The organism is Bacillus sp. FSL E2-8887 (assembly GCF_038007205.1).
Lineage (GTDB): Bacteria > Bacillota > Bacilli > Bacillales > Bacillaceae_G > Bacillus_A > Bacillus_A mycoides.
Genome location: NZ_JBBOWS010000001.1, coordinates 4,964,996 through 4,979,789 on the forward strand (window position 1 = coordinate 4,964,996; position 14,794 = coordinate 4,979,789).

Annotated in this window: 16 protein-coding genes and 1 pseudogene; 8 read left to right on the forward strand and 9 right to left on the reverse strand. The window is 36.3% G+C overall.

The features are described 5' to 3' along the window. Positions 1 to 26: 26 nt before the first annotated feature. The 4 genes and pseudogenes from hemQ (at position 27) to gerQ (ending at position 3,306) form a co-directional block, all read left to right on the forward strand. Positions 27 to 770 (forward strand): hydrogen peroxide-dependent heme synthase, encoded by a 744-nt coding sequence (gene hemQ, locus NSQ08_RS25620; RefSeq protein ID WP_001287592.1) that lies wholly within the window; start codon positions 27 to 29, stop codon positions 768 to 770. A gap of 195 nt (positions 771 to 965) precedes the next feature. Further along, positions 966 to 2,243 (forward strand): annotated as a pseudogene (locus tag NSQ08_RS25625) (serine hydrolase). A 175-nt stretch (positions 2,244 to 2,418) separates the two neighbouring features. Beyond that, a complete protein-coding gene (gene cwlJ, locus NSQ08_RS25630) occupies positions 2,419 to 2,841 on the forward strand; it encodes a cell wall hydrolase CwlJ (RefSeq protein WP_000538158.1) in 423 nt (140 codons plus the stop codon). Between the two features lie 27 nt (positions 2,842 to 2,868). Further along, a complete protein-coding gene (gene gerQ, locus NSQ08_RS25635) occupies positions 2,869 to 3,306 on the forward strand; it encodes a spore coat protein GerQ (RefSeq protein ID WP_002143914.1) in 438 nt (145 codons plus the stop codon). 31 nt (positions 3,307 to 3,337) lie between these two features. Here gerQ and NSQ08_RS25640 read toward each other — a convergent pair whose 3' ends face one another. From NSQ08_RS25640 to NSQ08_RS25650, 3 genes are all read right to left on the reverse strand, one after another. Then, positions 3,338 to 3,706 carry a DUF423 domain-containing protein gene (locus tag NSQ08_RS25640; RefSeq protein WP_002016371.1) on the reverse strand — a complete coding sequence of 123 codons (369 nt, stop codon included), beginning with the start codon at positions 3,704 to 3,706 and terminating at the stop codon, positions 3,338 to 3,340. A gap of 63 nt (positions 3,707 to 3,769) precedes the next feature. After that, positions 3,770 to 4,057 (reverse strand): YwdI family protein, encoded by a 288-nt coding sequence (locus NSQ08_RS25645; protein WP_001198367.1) that lies wholly within the window; start codon positions 4,055 to 4,057, stop codon positions 3,770 to 3,772. A 6-nt stretch (positions 4,058 to 4,063) separates the two neighbouring features. Then, the gene (locus NSQ08_RS25650) at positions 4,064 to 5,056 is read right to left on the reverse strand and encodes a potassium channel family protein (RefSeq protein ID WP_340779694.1); all 993 of its coding nucleotides are present in this window, start codon (positions 5,054 to 5,056) and stop codon (positions 4,064 to 4,066) included. 95 nt (positions 5,057 to 5,151) lie between these two features. Here NSQ08_RS25650 and NSQ08_RS25655 point away from each other — a divergent pair, with 95 nt between their 5' ends. From NSQ08_RS25655 to NSQ08_RS25665, 3 genes are all read left to right on the forward strand, one after another. Then, complete coding sequence (locus NSQ08_RS25655) at positions 5,152 to 6,435, forward strand: purine/pyrimidine permease (RefSeq protein WP_002143916.1); 1,284 nt, start codon at positions 5,152 to 5,154, stop codon at positions 6,433 to 6,435. A gap of 359 nt (positions 6,436 to 6,794) precedes the next feature. Continuing rightward, positions 6,795 to 7,616 carry a Cof-type HAD-IIB family hydrolase gene (locus tag NSQ08_RS25660; RefSeq protein ID WP_340779699.1) on the forward strand — a complete coding sequence of 274 codons (822 nt, stop codon included), beginning with the start codon at positions 6,795 to 6,797 and terminating at the stop codon, positions 7,614 to 7,616. 209 nt (positions 7,617 to 7,825) lie between these two features. Then, positions 7,826 to 8,119, forward strand: coding sequence for a DUF3817 domain-containing protein (locus NSQ08_RS25665; RefSeq protein WP_000953390.1), 294 nt, complete (start codon positions 7,826 to 7,828; stop codon positions 8,117 to 8,119). Positions 8,120 to 8,157: 38 nt separating this feature from the next. Here NSQ08_RS25665 and NSQ08_RS25670 read toward each other — a convergent pair whose 3' ends face one another. The 5 genes from NSQ08_RS25670 to NSQ08_RS25690 are packed head-to-tail and all read right to left on the reverse strand — an operon-like array spanning position 8,158 to position 12,623. Further along, positions 8,158 to 8,835 carry a uracil-DNA glycosylase gene (locus tag NSQ08_RS25670; RefSeq protein WP_002192234.1) on the reverse strand — a complete coding sequence of 226 codons (678 nt, stop codon included), beginning with the start codon at positions 8,833 to 8,835 and terminating at the stop codon, positions 8,158 to 8,160. A 19-nt stretch (positions 8,836 to 8,854) separates the two neighbouring features. Further along, positions 8,855 to 9,847, reverse strand: a complete 993-nt coding sequence (locus tag NSQ08_RS25675) for an ABC transporter permease (protein ID WP_002089839.1) — start codon at positions 9,845 to 9,847, stop codon at positions 8,855 to 8,857. Further along, positions 9,840 to 10,757, reverse strand: a complete 918-nt coding sequence (locus tag NSQ08_RS25680; protein WP_340779704.1) for an ABC transporter ATP-binding protein — start codon at positions 10,755 to 10,757, stop codon at positions 9,840 to 9,842. Before NSQ08_RS25680 ends, NSQ08_RS25675 begins: the two co-directional genes overlap by 8 nt. Further along, the gene (locus tag NSQ08_RS25685; RefSeq protein WP_002034946.1) at positions 10,754 to 11,635 is read right to left on the reverse strand and encodes an SGNH/GDSL hydrolase family protein; all 882 of its coding nucleotides are present in this window, start codon (positions 11,633 to 11,635) and stop codon (positions 10,754 to 10,756) included. The genes NSQ08_RS25680 and NSQ08_RS25685 overlap by 4 nt, the downstream gene beginning before the upstream one ends. 10 nt (positions 11,636 to 11,645) lie before the next feature. Continuing rightward, entirely contained in the window at positions 11,646 to 12,623 is a 978-nt protein-coding gene (locus NSQ08_RS25690) for a LacI family DNA-binding transcriptional regulator (RefSeq protein WP_340779705.1), read from the reverse strand. Between the two features lie 98 nt (positions 12,624 to 12,721). Here NSQ08_RS25690 and NSQ08_RS25695 point away from each other — a divergent pair, with 98 nt between their 5' ends. Continuing rightward, positions 12,722 to 13,348, forward strand: a complete 627-nt coding sequence (locus NSQ08_RS25695; protein ID WP_002089845.1) for a YczE/YyaS/YitT family protein — start codon at positions 12,722 to 12,724, stop codon at positions 13,346 to 13,348. A gap of 29 nt (positions 13,349 to 13,377) precedes the next feature. Here NSQ08_RS25695 and NSQ08_RS25700 read toward each other — a convergent pair whose 3' ends face one another. After that, the gene (locus NSQ08_RS25700; RefSeq protein ID WP_002184491.1) at positions 13,378 to 14,673 is read right to left on the reverse strand and encodes a homoserine dehydrogenase; all 1,296 of its coding nucleotides are present in this window, start codon (positions 14,671 to 14,673) and stop codon (positions 13,378 to 13,380) included. Between the last annotated feature and the right edge of the window lie 121 nt (positions 14,674 to 14,794).

Genomic DNA, 14,794 nt, shown 5'->3' on the forward strand with positions numbered 1-14,794 from the left:
AAATATCATTAACTGAGGTGAATAGAATGAGTGAAGCAACAACAACGTTAGATGGCTGGTATTGTTTACATGATTTACGTTCTATTGATTGGGCAGCATGGAAAACATTATCTAGTGACGAACGCGGACAAGCAGTGTCTGAATTTTTAAATGTCGTTGAAAAATGGAACGAAGTAGCTACTGCAAAAAAAGGCAGTCATGCAATGTATACAGTTGTTGGTCAAAAAGCAGATATTATGCTTATGATCTTACGTCCAACAATGGAAGAGTTAAATGAAATCGAAACAGAATTAAATAAAACAACATTAGCTGAATATTTAGTTCCTGCATATTCTTACGTATCTGTTGTTGAACTAAGCAACTACCTTCCAGCTGATGAAGATCCATACCAAAACCCACAAATCTTAGCTCGCTTATATCCTGAGTTACCAAAAGCAAATCATATTTGCTTCTATCCAATGGACAAGCGTCGCCAAGGTGATGACAACTGGTACATGCTTCCTATGGAAGAACGTAAAAAAATGATGTACAGTCACAGTAAAATCGGTCGCCAATACGCAGGGAAAGTACGCCAAGTAATTTCAGGATCAGTCGGATTCGACGATTTCGAGTGGGGCGTAACATTATTCGCTGACGATGTTCTTCAATTTAAGAAGCTTATATATGAAATGCGCTTCGATGAAGTAAGTGCCCGTTACGGTGAATTCGGTACATTCTTCGTTGGGAACATTTTACCAGACGAAAAAGTAGAGAAATTTTTACACATATAATAATGAAAAAGGAACGAATTTCGTTCCTTTTTTTATTATCCTCTATATTTACCCACAAAAAACTTCTTTTCTCTGCAAATTTGAACAAAAATCGACAAATTCTTTTCAATTTCCTTACAAAATTGTAACCTTTCTATATCCAAATTTATGCTAAAATGGTACGAGCTATATGCTAATAACGATGCGAAGGTGATAATGTATATGAAGAAAATCTTGTCTATTTTACTAGTGTCTCTATTGTCAATTTCTTCCTTAGGAGTAACAACATCCCATGCAGAAGAAAAAATACATATAGAGGCAGCTGCTGCACTGCTATTTGATGCGGATACAGGAAAAATACTGCATGAACAAAATCCAGATGAATTACTAGCTATCGCTAGTATGTCAAAATTAATTGTTATTTATGCCGTATTAGAAGCAATTAAAGAAGGAAAAATCACTTGGGATACGAAAGTAACTATTTCTGATTACGCTTATGAAGTTTCACGTAATAATGAATTCTCTAACGTGCCGTTCGAAAAAGGACGTCAATATACTGTAAGAGAGTTATACCATTCTATCGTTATCTTCTCTGCAAATGGATCTAGTATTGCTTTAGCAGAATTACTTGCAGGAAGTGAAAAGAACTTCTTAAATCTCGCAAATGAACATGCGAAAAAACTAGGGTTAAAGAAATATAAATTTGTAAACGCTACTGGGTTAAATAACGCTGATTTAAAAGGAAAACATCCTGAAGGAACTGATCCGAATGGAGAAAACTCCATGTCAGCTCGCGATATGGGTATTCTTTCAAAAACAATTATTACAAAGTATCCAGAAATGCTAGAGGATACAAAACAAAGATTTAGAAACTTCCCAGATAATCATCCAAAACCAATTCGTATGGAAAATTGAAACTGGATGTTACCAGGTGCTGCTTTCTCTTATGAAGGAGCAGATGGTTTAAAAACAGGAAGTTCCGATACAGCTGGGTATGGTTTTACCATTACAGCAAAACGCGGTGATTTACGTCTTATATCTGTTATTATTAAAACGAAATCAATGGACGAACGTTTCACAGAATCTCGCGCATTAATTGAATATGGATTTAATAACTTCGAAAAACAGAAATTAAAAATAGATAAAAACAACAAAATTTCTGTAGTAACAGGAAAAGAAGACTACGTAACAGTTGCACCAGAAAAAGAAGTGACAGTAGTTACTACAAAAGGTAGCAAATCACCTTACAAAATTTCTACTGAAGCAGATAAATCACTTGCTGAAGATGGGCATTTAGTTGCTCCTATTAAGAAAGATGCAAAGGTAGGTTCAATCGTCTTAGAACCAACTGATAAATATGGTTTCTTAGACGGAAATAAAAGTATAAAAGTTACTGCAAAAGCGACTGAAGAAGTAGAAAAAGCAAATTGGTTCGTATTAACAATGCGTTCAATTGGCGATTTCTTCTCAAACTTATGGTCTAAAGTATTTTAATGATGAAAAGCTAGCTCACGCTAGCTTTTTTTATTTTCCCCTCTAGATGTAAAACTTCGTTTGGTTGTCATATCTGCGTCCTTTTTCTCATACGTATGAACTAGTAATTGTTCCACACTTCATCTAGAAATGAACCTCTTTCTACAAGGCATTCCAAAAAGAGAGGTGACACATAATGGGTGTTATCGCGTATAACGAAGAAGATGTTAAGTTATTAGCTAGACTGATGCGTGCTGAAGCCGAAGGAGAAGGCCAACAAGGGATGTTAATGGTCGGAAACGTTGGGGTAAATCGTGTCCGCGGAAATTGTTTAGATTTCAAAAAAATACGTAATTTACGTCAAATGGTTTATCAAAATCCTGGTGGTTTTGAAGCAACTCAAAAAGGGTATTTTTATCAACGAGCGAGAGAACAAGATATTGCCTTAGCCCGCCGGACAATTCAGGGACAACGTTTTTGGCCCGCCAACTTCGCCTTATGGTTCTTTAGACCTGAAGGTCCTTGCCCACCAACTTGGTATGACCAACAAAATTCTGGTCGCTTTAAAAAACACTGCTTCTTCCAACCATCTGGTGGAGATTGTCCAGGCGTATATTAAGGAATGAAAATGAGGAGGGATTTTTGAATGACACAGCAACAAAACCCGTACTACGGAACAGGTTTTTATCAACCATCTGGAACTTATGTGCAACCGCAACAAATGACCCCACAGCAGCAGCAACAGCAACAACAACAGCAAGCGATGCAACAACAAGCTGCTCAGGCTCAACTTGCAGTTTCTCAAGGTATGTTACCACTAGAGCAATCGTATATTGAAAATATCCTTCGTTTAAATAAGGGTAAGCCAGCTACAGTTGTAATGACTTATGAACGCGGTAGTTCGCTTGGTACACAATCTTATACAGGGATCATCGAGGCAGCTGGCCGTGATCATATCGTAATTAGTGAGCCGAAATCTGGAAAACGCTTTTTACTACTAATGATTTATTTAGATTATGTAGAATTCCCAGGAGAAATTACGTATTTACCTGGTCAACAAGCAACTTATGCTCCAAGACCATAAAAAAAAGCTGGCGAATGCCAGCTTTTGTTTTTTATAACCCTTTTACAACTGCAGTTCCGACTAGAATCCACGCCACAATAAACGCTACACCACCAAGGGGTGTAATTGGGCCAAAGAATTTAATACCTGTTGTACTTAATGCATAAAGACTGCCTGAGAACATAATAATCCCAGCTACCATAAGCCAACCCGCAGTGCTTAAAAGTGATGATTGCATTTTGTCCATTAATAGAGCAACTACGAATAAGCCACCTGCATGAAACATTTGATATGTAACGCCCGTCTTCCACACTTCTAACATTTTTGCAGAAATTTTATTTTCTAAACCATGTGCTCCAAAAGCCCCTAATGCAACAGATAGCCCCGCTGCAATACAACCTAGTAAAAAGAAAATCTTCATCTTAATTCCCCTTTTTATTTTTATCATAAGCAATTTTCACATATAATCCAAACGATTTAATCCCTAAAAATCAAATAAAGAATTACCATTTGCACCTTCTTCTTTTATATACACAGGTTCTCCAGAAACTGGCATAACCGGTTGAACTGTTGTTATAGGCTGAGATCCGATTATTTGTGATTGAACTTGTGGTTCTCTATACGTAGAAGGCTCAACTTGTTCATCTAATAATAAATCACATAATGCACGCACAACTAATAAATGCTCTTTTGATTTTTGTCCTTCACTACTTTTTGCCTTTGCAATTTCACTCGCCATTTTATTTAAAACCTTATCGCTAGATACTTGCATTCCTTGTCACCTCTTACTTTGTAGTTCTTTCTCAAATTGCCCCAGTTTCTCCACTGAACCAAATACTATTATCATATCATGTTCTTGCAGTTTTTCCTGCCCTGTTGGATTATGGATAATATACCCATCTCTTAAAATCGCTAAAATTGTTACATCAAATTGATTTCTCACATTACTCTCTAATAACGATTTACTAGCTAAGATAGAATCTTTACCAACTTGAATTTCTTCAATTACAAATGATTGCTCTATTCCATACAATACTGTATCAATATAATGAACTGTTAACGGATTCGCAATACCTTTTGCGATATGAATCCCTGCCATACTAGATGGATTAATAACCTTATTTGCACCAGCGCGCCGTAATTTTTCTTCTGTTTCTGGCTTTTCAGCTCTTGCTACAATTTTAATTGTATCATTAAGCCCTCTTGCCGTTAATGTAATAAATACATTTTCAGCATCGTTTGCTACGATAGCAACTAGACCGGCTGCCTTCGAAATTCCGGCATTATGTAACACTTGATCTTCAGTTGCATCCCCATGTACATATAAAAGCTTTTCCTGTTCGAATATACTTTCATCTTTATCCACAACTACAAATGGGATTTTCTTTTCCTTTAATTCATGTACAACTTGAAGCCCTACTCTTCCACAACCACATACTATAATATGCTTTTGTAACTGTGCTATTTGTTTATCCATCTTCTTCCTCCGCACTGCATGAAATAAGTTACCCTCAATGATCATAGCTGCAACTACCCCCATTGCATACGTAACGATACCGACGCCAACAGGTATAATAAGGAGCGCAAAAAATTCCCCCGCCTGTGTTATAGGCACTACATCACCATATCCAACCGTTAATACAGTAATCATCGTCATCCAAAATGCTTGAAACAAGCTAATCTCTTCAATTGTCATAAATCCTATCGTCCCTAAAATTACAACAAAGGTCATACATATAACTGCTATCCATAATTGCTTACGTGCATTCATATTATATTTCAACTCTTTTCTCTATCTACAATCTTTGCCAAAGGAAATGAAATACCTATATACTAGAAACGGAATCTATGAAAGAGGTTGATATAATGAAGCTATTTCTTTCTGCCTTACAATGGGCACTATTTATTTTAGCTGGAAGTCTTATTGTACCAATTAGTGTCGCAACTAGTTACGGCCTTGACGGCACTGAAGCTATCGCGTTTGTACAAAGAACATTATTTGTTCTCGGTTTTGCCGGCCTACTGCAAGCTATATTTGGGCATAAACTTCCTATTCAAGAAGGTCCCGCAGGCCTTTGGTGGGGAATTTTCTCCCTGTATGCAAGTTTAGGCGTCGTATTATTTGGATCAAGTAATGAAACACTTAAGGTCCTTCAGTACGCTTTCCTACTAAGCGGAATTATTTGTATTATTCTTAGTGTTTTTGGACTTATCGATAAACTAGTTCGCTACTTTACACCTACAGTAATTGGAACGTATTTATTCCTTCTTGTCGCACAACTTAGTGGCTCCTTCTTAAAAGGTATGTTTGGCCTTGATGGACAACATACAGAAGTGCAGCCAAAGGTATTTATTCTTTCACTCATTGTTATTTTACTATCTTTTTTCATTATGAAGCTACCTATTATTGGACGATATTCCGTTCTTTTCAGTATCGTCTGCGGCTGGATATTATTTGCGTGCTTCGGATTATCTAATCCAGTAACACCTGTGACAGATATAATTCGTCTTCCATCTCTATTTGTTTTCGGAATGCCTCGCATTGAATGGAACATGGCAATTACGGTAGTTTTCGTCACACTATTACTTCTAACAAATATGTTAGCAAGTATTCGCGTTGTACAAAAGGTTGTTTCTAAGTATGAAGAAGGTGCTGCTCCAGATCGCTTCAAACAAGCTGGCATTATAACAGGAATAAATCAATTGCTAGGCGGTCTATTTTCAGCCATTGGTCCTGTTGCCATTTCTGGATCCGCAGGATTTATTGCAACGACAAATATTTATAAACGCCTCCCATTTATGTTAGGGTCAAGCTTTATCATTCTTGTTAGTATATTCCCAAAGATTACTTCATTCTTTGCAGCAATCCCCGTCGCAGTTGGGTATGCTGCGATTTACCCTGTATTTGCAAGCATGATTGGTCTCGCCTTTCGCGAATATGACACTGTACAAAATAAAGAAAAATTATTTAAAGTAGCAGGTCTTTCAATCTTTACGGGAATCGGAGTTATGTTCGTTCCAGCCGGAGCATTTTCTACGCTGCCGCCATTTTTAGCATCTTTTTTAAGTAACGGTCTTGTTCTTGGATCTGTAATGGCTATCTTGCTGGAAATACTATTTTCTCGTTCGCACGAAAAACAACTATCGTAAATTGGAAAACTTCCATTATTGCACTCTACCTTTAGAGTTGTTACGATAATGATAAAGTGAAACTTTAATCAGTGGGGTTTTTGTTCATCCCCACTGATTATTAGCCCGCACCAATCGGGCGTTTACGGGCAGTTAATCTCCCACCTAACTTCTTTGCTCCAGCTAAATTTTGAGGTGGGAGTCTTACTGCCCGGCAAATAGCGGGATAAATTATCATGGGCAACACACTCATGATAATTTATACTAACAATGCAGAACTTCTCCTAATTTCATGTAAAGAGGTTCGATGTCTTACTATATATTCCCCAATATCTTCATACAAATTTATTTCTATTCCAACAAAGAAAGGGATTTTCTATATGACTTATAAAATGATTGTTTTAGATTTAGATGATACTTTATTACGCGATGACCATACAATTTCCCCTCGTACGAAAGAGGCTTTAATGACAGCACAAGAAAAAGGAGTTAAAGTTGTACTTGCTTCTGGGCGCCCAACTTTTGGTATGCGCAATGTTGCAAAAGAACTTCTTTTAGAAGAATACGGTAGCTTCATTCTATCTTTTAACGGTGCTAAAATTATTAACTGTAAAACAAATGAAGAAATCTTCAGTAGCACGCTATCTCCTGAAATCGTTCACAACCTATTTGAAATTAGTAAAACTGAAGATGTATGGATTCATACTTATATTGGCGATGATATCGTAACAGAAGAAAATAATCCTTATACTAAAATTGAGGGCGAAATTACTGGCATGCCGATTATTGAAGTAGATGATTTTAAAACTGCTGTTAAAGAACCTGTAGTAAAAGTATTAATGAATAAAGAAGCTGAACGCCTTGTTGAAGTAGAAAAGAAACTACAAAAACAACTAGAAGGTCAATTAAGCGTTATGCGCTCTAAACCATTCTTCTTAGAATTTACTGAACATGGTGTTACGAAAGGAACGAGCTTAAACCAATTAATCCAAAAACTTGGTATTAAGCGCGAAGAAGTTATCGCAATGGGCGATAGCTATAACGATCAAGCGATGATTGAATTTGCTGGTCTTGGCGTTGCGATGGGCAATGCACCAGATGATATTAAAGAAATTGCAAACTATGTAACAGATACAAATATGAGCGATGGCGTTGCAAAAGTTGTAGAGAAATTCGTTTTAAAAACAGAAGTACTTGTTTAATATTTTCATTCATAAAACCTATTTGAAGTCAAACACTTCAAATAGGTTTTTATTTAAATTACAACGCTTTTGTGACTATATTTTGAACTTTGCACTATTCTCGTAGTGTAAACTTTCTTTTTGTATATAATGAAACAAAATAGACTATTTCATTTTGAAAAAGAATACAAATTTACTATATACAAGCATACATTAAAGGAGGCTACTTCATGTTATCTACACCAATCGGAAGATTAAGAGCAATCGGCTTAATTGAGGGGATTTCTTTCCTATTACTATTATTTGTAGCAATGCCATTAAAATATTTTGCAGGGTTTGCAACAGCTGTTAAAATTACAGGCATGGCTCATGGCGTTTTATTTATTCTATTCATCTTTGCAGTAATTCAAGTAACAATCGTACACCGTAAATCAATTTTATGGGCACTTGGGGCATTCGTTTCATCAGTTATCCCATTCGGTACTTTTGTACTAGATGCAAAACTAAAGAACGAACAACAATAATAAAAAGGTAGTTAACAACTGTTAACTACCTTTTCTATTTATAAATTTGGAATTTCCCAATCAATTTCTCTTTCGCCCATATTAGCTAAAATCGTATTTACTTTAGAGTACGGCTTACTTCCAAAGAAACCTCGTCTTGCTGATAATGGACTTGGATGTACAGACTCGATAATACGATGACTCGTATTCGTAATTAACTTTTTCTTCGCCTGAGCATGGCGTCCCCATAATATGAAAATAACTGGCTTTTCACGTTCATTTAATAGCTCAATTACACGATCTGTGAAATGCTCCCATCCTTTTCCTTTATGAGAATTCGCCTCACCTTGACGAACCGTTAACACAGTATTTAATAGTAAAACCCCTTGCTCCGCCCATTTTACTAAATAACCATTATTCGGAATTTCATAATCGTATTCATCTCGAAGTTCTTTGTACATATTTAGCAATGATGGCGGCGTTTTAATACCAGGTTGTACCGAAAAGCTTAAACCATGCGCTTGATTCGGTCCATGATATGGGTCTTGTCCTAAAATAACGACCTTTGTATTTTCATAACTTGTATACTGAAGAGCGTTAAAAATATCTTCTACCTTTGGATAAATCACATGCTCCTCATACTCTTCTTTTAAAAAGTTAGCTAAATTTTGATAGTATTCTTTCTCAAATTCTGGCCCCAGTAATGGTCCCCAATCATTCTGCAAAATGTTTTCCATGCCTTCACTTCCTATCCAATTAATTCACCATATCCTGCCTTGTAAATACTACAAACGAAATGATAAGAGATACTACTGCCCAAACCGTTAAATTTATTAAAGAAAATCCCATTGATAACCCTTGTAATGCAGGAAGTTTTCCTGATAAATAATCCGTTAGCGATAAGTTGACACTAAAAATGTATTTCGCACCTTCCCAAGACGTTGCGAATGAACTTAAAATGCCGCCTGCAATTAACGCAGCTAACATAACGCCCATGCCAGCTGGTGTATTACGAATTAAAACAGAGACCATAAATGATATAGTTCCAACAACGATAGCAACAAACCAAGCTAGTCCGTACGCCATTAAAATGTATTGCCACTGCGGAATAAGGTGTACAAAGTTTGTATTTAACGTTTCCTTATCAATGACGAATCCTGTTAACACAGGTAAATTCCATCCAGAGTATCCAAATACAAGCCCTGATAATGCGTAAGCAAACAAACCGACAAGAAGCAATATGAGCGAAATGAAAAATAACATCGTCACATATTTACTAAGGAGTATTTTCCAGCGCCTAATTGGCCTCGTCAGAAGCATTTTCATCGTACCATCACTTCGTTCTCCTGAAACAATATCAATGGCGACAATCATAACGAGCAATGGAATAAATAACGTTATTCCTTGTTCAATAAACGCCCTCACAAATGTCGGTGCTCCTGGCGCAGTCGGATTAATATTATGATCTAAATAATATTGTTGTTGTTCCACTCTTACTTTTAACCAATCCCGCCATTCTTCTGGCAATCTAGAATTGTTCAAGCGGTTTTGTGAATCAACAATTTGTTGCTGTAATGATACTTTCCAATCGGTCGTACCAAGCCTTTTTTGCGTCGTTTCTATTTCACGATACTGAGCATACACAAAAAGTGGAATCAAGATTGCTAAAATAAGCATGACAACAACAATTCGTTTCTTACGATAAATCTTTTCTGATTCATTTAAAACTAGATTCGCAAATTCACGCATGTTGCTCACCCCTTGTGAGTTCAATAAATAAATCTTCTAGCGTAAATACAAGCTCTTTGACGCTATGTACATCTATCCCGTTTTCTACAAAATGCTTATTCCAAACATTAATAGATGCAACATCCATACGACATAATAAACGCTCATCTTCTACACTAACTTCCTCTATCTCTTCAGCAGCTTCTAACATGTCTTTCGCTTTGGAAATCGGTGTAACGACCCATTCCACACGATCACTCGCTGTTTTGATCAACTCCTCAATAGGTGCAACTGTTATCATTTTTCCTTTATGAATAATAGCAACACGGTCGCATATCAGTTGCACTTCACTTAGCAAGTGACTCGAAATAAATACACTCATATTTTCTTCTTTTACAAGCTTATGTATAAATTCCCTAAGTTCTCTAATCCCAGCTGGATCTAAACCATTCGTCGGTTCATCTAATATGAGCAATTTCGGGTTTCCAAGTAGCGCCTGTGCAATTCCAAGACGCTGCTTCATACCAAGGGAATATGTTTTTACCTTATCGTGAATACGCTCATCTAAATGAACCATTTTTGCAATTTCAATAATACGTTCATCTGATATATCACCAAGCATGCGCGCAAATTGCTTTAAGTTTTCCCATCCCGTTAAATATGTATAAAGCTCTGGGTTTTCAACTATACTTCCAATTTGACGCATCGCTTCTCTGAAATTTTCCTTAATAGAATAACCACTGATAGAAATAGTACCTTCTGTCGCTTTAATCAGTCCAACTAACATTCGAATTGTTGTCGTTTTCCCGGCTCCGTTCGGTCCTAAAAAGCCAAACACTTCTCCTTGTTTTACATCAAATGAAATGTCCTCTACAAGCGTCTTCTTTCCAATTACCTTCTTCAAGTCTCGTACAGAAAGTATCGTCGTCATTTTATCCCTCCTTGCTCTAGTTTTAATTTGCTTACGACGTTTTGGACCAATCGCTCTGCCATATATGTGTAGCCTACTTCATTCGGATGAAAATGATCGGAGTATAATAAATCTTTTCCACGATTTTGGAATAAATCAAATGTCGGTGTAATATATACATTTTTATCATTTAATGCTAACTTCTCTAAAGAAGCATTCCAATCCACAACAATATTTGATGAACCTCTTAAATCTTCTACATCCTCAAAAGGATTGTATAAACCTAGCCAAAAAATAGGACTATCTGTGTTTAATTTACGAATTTCTTCTATAATTTTCTTCGCTTCATTTTGAAACGTTTCCGTATCAGGACGATACGTCTCTAAATCTATCTTTCCGAGCGATTCCCATCCTGGGAATAAATCATTTCCTCCAATTGTTAAAACAATTACATCTGCTTGCTTAATTGAATATTGAGCTCCGCTGCTTTCGATTTGTTTTAATAAATCAGGCATTTTCGCACCACTAACTGCCAAATTGCTTAGTGCAACTTTTTGTTTATAATCTTTTTGTAAATTCTCTTTCATTCGTCCAATATAGCCAATTCCTTCTTTATCACCAACGCCGCGCGTTAACGAATCACCTAAACTAACTACTTGTAACGTTCCCGTTTTCTTTTTCTCTTTTGCCACTACGTCAGTCTTCGTAATTAATTTTGAAGCTTTCGGATTTAATACATCATTTACACCCGAAACAAAACCGTATGCAAATAAACAGAAAGATGCAATTGTAATGAGTAGAATTACTTTTACTAATTTTGATCTCATATCAAAACCCCTTTTAGCCCCTATAGATTGTCCATAATTATACCAAACGAATTTTCGAAAAGCGATTTTCACACCTTCTCTATTATGTCGTTTCCCTATCTACCAAATCTGGTAATAACTCTACATGTTTCACATCTATTTCCTCATCATTAATCTTTTCATATAATAATTCAAATGCCTTTACACCAACATTTTTACTAGAATGCGAAATCGTCGTAATACCTAATATATTTGCCACCTCTTGATCATCACATCCGATAATCGTAATATCCTCTGGGATACGAATTCCTTGTTTTTTCGCCTCCGTTACCATTCCTGCAGCAATATGATTGCAAGATACAAGAAAAGCCGTCGGTTTTACAGACATACGAGCCCATTTCCTGACTACATTGCGCCCATCTTCCACCGTAAAACAGCCCTTAAACTTCCAGGCATCTAACGGTGTTACAACAATCTGTTGAAGTGAATCCTCATACGCCTTTTTTCGCCTCTGGCTATTAATACTATTACTTCTTCCAATGCAATATCCGATACGTGTATGACCAGCATCTATTAAGCTTTTCATCCCGCGCAAAAATACTTTGTAGTAATCAATATGTACACTCGAAATGAAATTCGAATCTATTTCTTCACACATCACAATTGGACCAAACTTCGTATACTCTTCAAGTTTTTCCTTACTATTTGTCCGTGAACATATAATTACTCCATCAAGCTTTTTCATTTTTAACATATGTAAAATTTCAAGCTCTTTTTCTTCGCTATAATTTGTCTGGCAAAGCATCATATTATAATTGTTCTTTGCGGTTTCCTTTGATATCCCCCCAATAATGGCACTGTAATATTGATCATTTACGTGCGGCAATAAAACGCCAATTACATTCGTTTTTCCTTTCACTAAATGAATCGCATTCACATTTTGCGTGTAATTTAATTCTTCAATAATCGCTAAAATCTCTTTTCGTTTCTGTTCATTCACATACGGATGATTATTGAGTACACGTGAAACAGTTGAAACAGATACCCCAGCAAGTTCAGCAATCTTTCTTATATTAGTCATCTCATTCTCCCCTTCCCCTCAAAAATTCTCGCTTGACCTGGTAAGCTTTCCACAGTATATCCTTTCTTAGCAAATACATTTTGAAAGGATATACAACTATGCTTCGATTCAAACTAGAATATATATTTTTCATTGGCGGTTTACTCATTCTCGCCATCGGTATTAATATGATGACGACAATTACTTCCTTTGGACTTAGCCCTTATGATTCCTTCTTTATTGCACTATATCAAAATTTTGGGATAAGTATTGGTTTTTGGATTTTCATGATTAACTTTGTTTTTACCCTGATCGTACTCTTTTGGGACAAAAAACAAATTACAATCGGCACAATTGTAACGATGATTCTTATTTCTCTTTTTGTTGATTGGGTTGGTTCTATTACGACCATTATGGACATTATCCGCTCTCTTCCAAAATATATAACACTTATTTGCGGAAACCTATTCGTCGGAGCCGGAATTGGTCTTTACGTCTCTACTAACCTTTGCGCAGCACCTCAAGAGGCTTTCGTTTTAACTGTTGCTGAGAAAAAGAAATGGACATTTAGAAGAACAGAAATTTCATTAGCTTTTTTATTTTTAACATTAAGCTTCTTATTAGATGGGCCAATCTATTTTGGAACAATTATCTTATCCTTTACAACAGGTTGGATTATTCAAGCTTTTATTCAAGTTGGTACGCAGATTTTAAATAGAAAAAAACCTATTAAGCAAGCCGCTTAATAGGTTTTTTCGTTTTATTAGAAGAGATACTACTTAGCATCTCCTTCAATTCGATAATTTGCTTTCACACAATCTATTTCTTCATACGATTGCAATGTATGTAGAATGTACTCATAATCCGCAAGAGAAGCACGATGCGTTACAATTACTATTTCTGCTTTCCCTTTCTCTTCAAGTGGCATTTGAATAATCTTTTCAAAACTAACACCGCGCTCAGAGAACAATGATGTAATTTTTGCAAACACACCAATTTCGTCTTTCACATGAAGTCTTAAAAACTTTTTCACAATAATTTCATCTGGCTCTTTTAGTACCTTTTGATATTGCGGAACTACAGCACTATTTCCTGTTACACCTAACCTAATATTTTGCATTACAGCAACTAGATCAGAAACAACAGCTGTCGCTGTCGGTAAGCTTCCTGCTCCCGGACCATAAAACATCGTTTCTCCTACCGCTTCACCATACACATACACAGCATTATATTCATTTTGCACTGCCGCAAGAGGGTGTGCATTTGGAAGTAGCGTTGGCTCAACTGTAACCTCTAATTTCTCGCCATCTCGCTTTGCAAGACCAATTAATTTAATTGTATAGCCTAAGCTCTTACTATATTCAATATCTTCTGCTGTAATAGAAGTAATCCCTTTTACCTTCACATCTCCAAGCTCTACATTTGTAGAGAAACCGAGAGTAGCCAAAATCGTCATTTTTCTTGCTGCATCCAAACCTTCTACGTCTGATGTTGGATCTGCTTCTGCAAATCCAAGCTGCTGAGCTTCTTTTAACACGTCGTTATATGCTCTCCCTTCGTCTGACATTTTCGTCAAAATAAAATTTGTCGTTCCATTTACAATTCCCATTACTTTCGTAATAAGATCTGAAGAAAGTCCTTCTACGATGCTTCGTAAAATTGGAATCCCTCCAGCTACACTTGCTTCGTAAAATAAATCAGCCTGATTATCTTTTGCTACCGCTAAGAGTTCCGCTCCGTGTAACGCCATTAAATCTTTATTTGCAGTCACAACGTGCTTCCCGCTTTTTAAAGCTTGTAAAATATATGCTTTTGCATCATCAATGCCGCCCATTACTTCAATGACAACATCAATATTAGGATTATCTAAAATTTCATTCACATCTTGTGTTAATAGAGTAGAAGGCACGTCTACTTCTCTCTCTTTCTCAATGTTTTGCACCAATACTTTCGTTACTTTCACTGGACAACCTACTTGGTGTATAAGTCGTTCTTGATGATCTGTAATAATACGAACTACACCACTACCAACTGTCCCAAGACCTAATAACCCCACTTGAATTTCTTTCATAATACTATCCACCCCTCAAAAATTGTGTTTAGATGCCATTATATAGACAAAAAATCTGAAAAACAATGTATTTTGAATATTAAGAAAAATAAAGGTTAATCTTTACAAATAAAACGCTACC

What these genes read in the sequence shown, in the direction of transcription:
- NSQ08_RS25690 (WP_340779705.1), bottom strand. Translation starts at nt 12,623, where the DNA reads ATGACTAATATAAGAAAGATTGCTGAACTTGCTGGGGTATCTGTTTCA.
- NSQ08_RS25640 (WP_002016371.1), bottom strand. Translation starts at nt 3,706, where the DNA reads ATGAAGATTTTCTTTTTACTAGGTTGTATTGCAGCGGGGCTATCTGTT.
- hemQ (WP_001287592.1), top strand. Translation starts at nt 27, where the DNA reads ATGAGTGAAGCAACAACAACGTTAGATGGCTGGTATTGTTTACATGAT.
- gerQ (WP_002143914.1), top strand. Translation starts at nt 2,869, where the DNA reads ATGACACAGCAACAAAACCCGTACTACGGAACAGGTTTTTATCAACCA.
- NSQ08_RS25670 (WP_002192234.1), bottom strand. Translation starts at nt 8,835, where the DNA reads ATGGAAAACATTTTGCAGAATGATTGGGGACCATTACTGGGGCCAGAA.
- NSQ08_RS25650 (WP_340779694.1), bottom strand. Translation starts at nt 5,056, where the DNA reads ATGAATGCACGTAAGCAATTATGGATAGCAGTTATATGTATGACCTTT.
- NSQ08_RS25655 (WP_002143916.1), top strand. Translation starts at nt 5,152, where the DNA reads ATGAAGCTATTTCTTTCTGCCTTACAATGGGCACTATTTATTTTAGCT.
- NSQ08_RS25665 (WP_000953390.1), top strand. Translation starts at nt 7,826, where the DNA reads ATGTTATCTACACCAATCGGAAGATTAAGAGCAATCGGCTTAATTGAG.
- NSQ08_RS25680 (WP_340779704.1), bottom strand. Translation starts at nt 10,757, where the DNA reads ATGACGACGATACTTTCTGTACGAGACTTGAAGAAGGTAATTGGAAAG.
- NSQ08_RS25695 (WP_002089845.1), top strand. Translation starts at nt 12,722, where the DNA reads ATGCTTCGATTCAAACTAGAATATATATTTTTCATTGGCGGTTTACTC.
- NSQ08_RS25675 (WP_002089839.1), bottom strand. Translation starts at nt 9,847, where the DNA reads ATGCGTGAATTTGCGAATCTAGTTTTAAATGAATCAGAAAAGATTTAT.
- cwlJ (WP_000538158.1), top strand. Translation starts at nt 2,419, where the DNA reads ATGGGTGTTATCGCGTATAACGAAGAAGATGTTAAGTTATTAGCTAGA.
- NSQ08_RS25660 (WP_340779699.1), top strand. Translation starts at nt 6,795, where the DNA reads ATGACTTATAAAATGATTGTTTTAGATTTAGATGATACTTTATTACGC.
- NSQ08_RS25645 (WP_001198367.1), bottom strand. Translation starts at nt 4,057, where the DNA reads ATGCAAGTATCTAGCGATAAGGTTTTAAATAAAATGGCGAGTGAAATT.
- NSQ08_RS25700 (WP_002184491.1), bottom strand. Translation starts at nt 14,673, where the DNA reads ATGAAAGAAATTCAAGTGGGGTTATTAGGTCTTGGGACAGTTGGTAGT.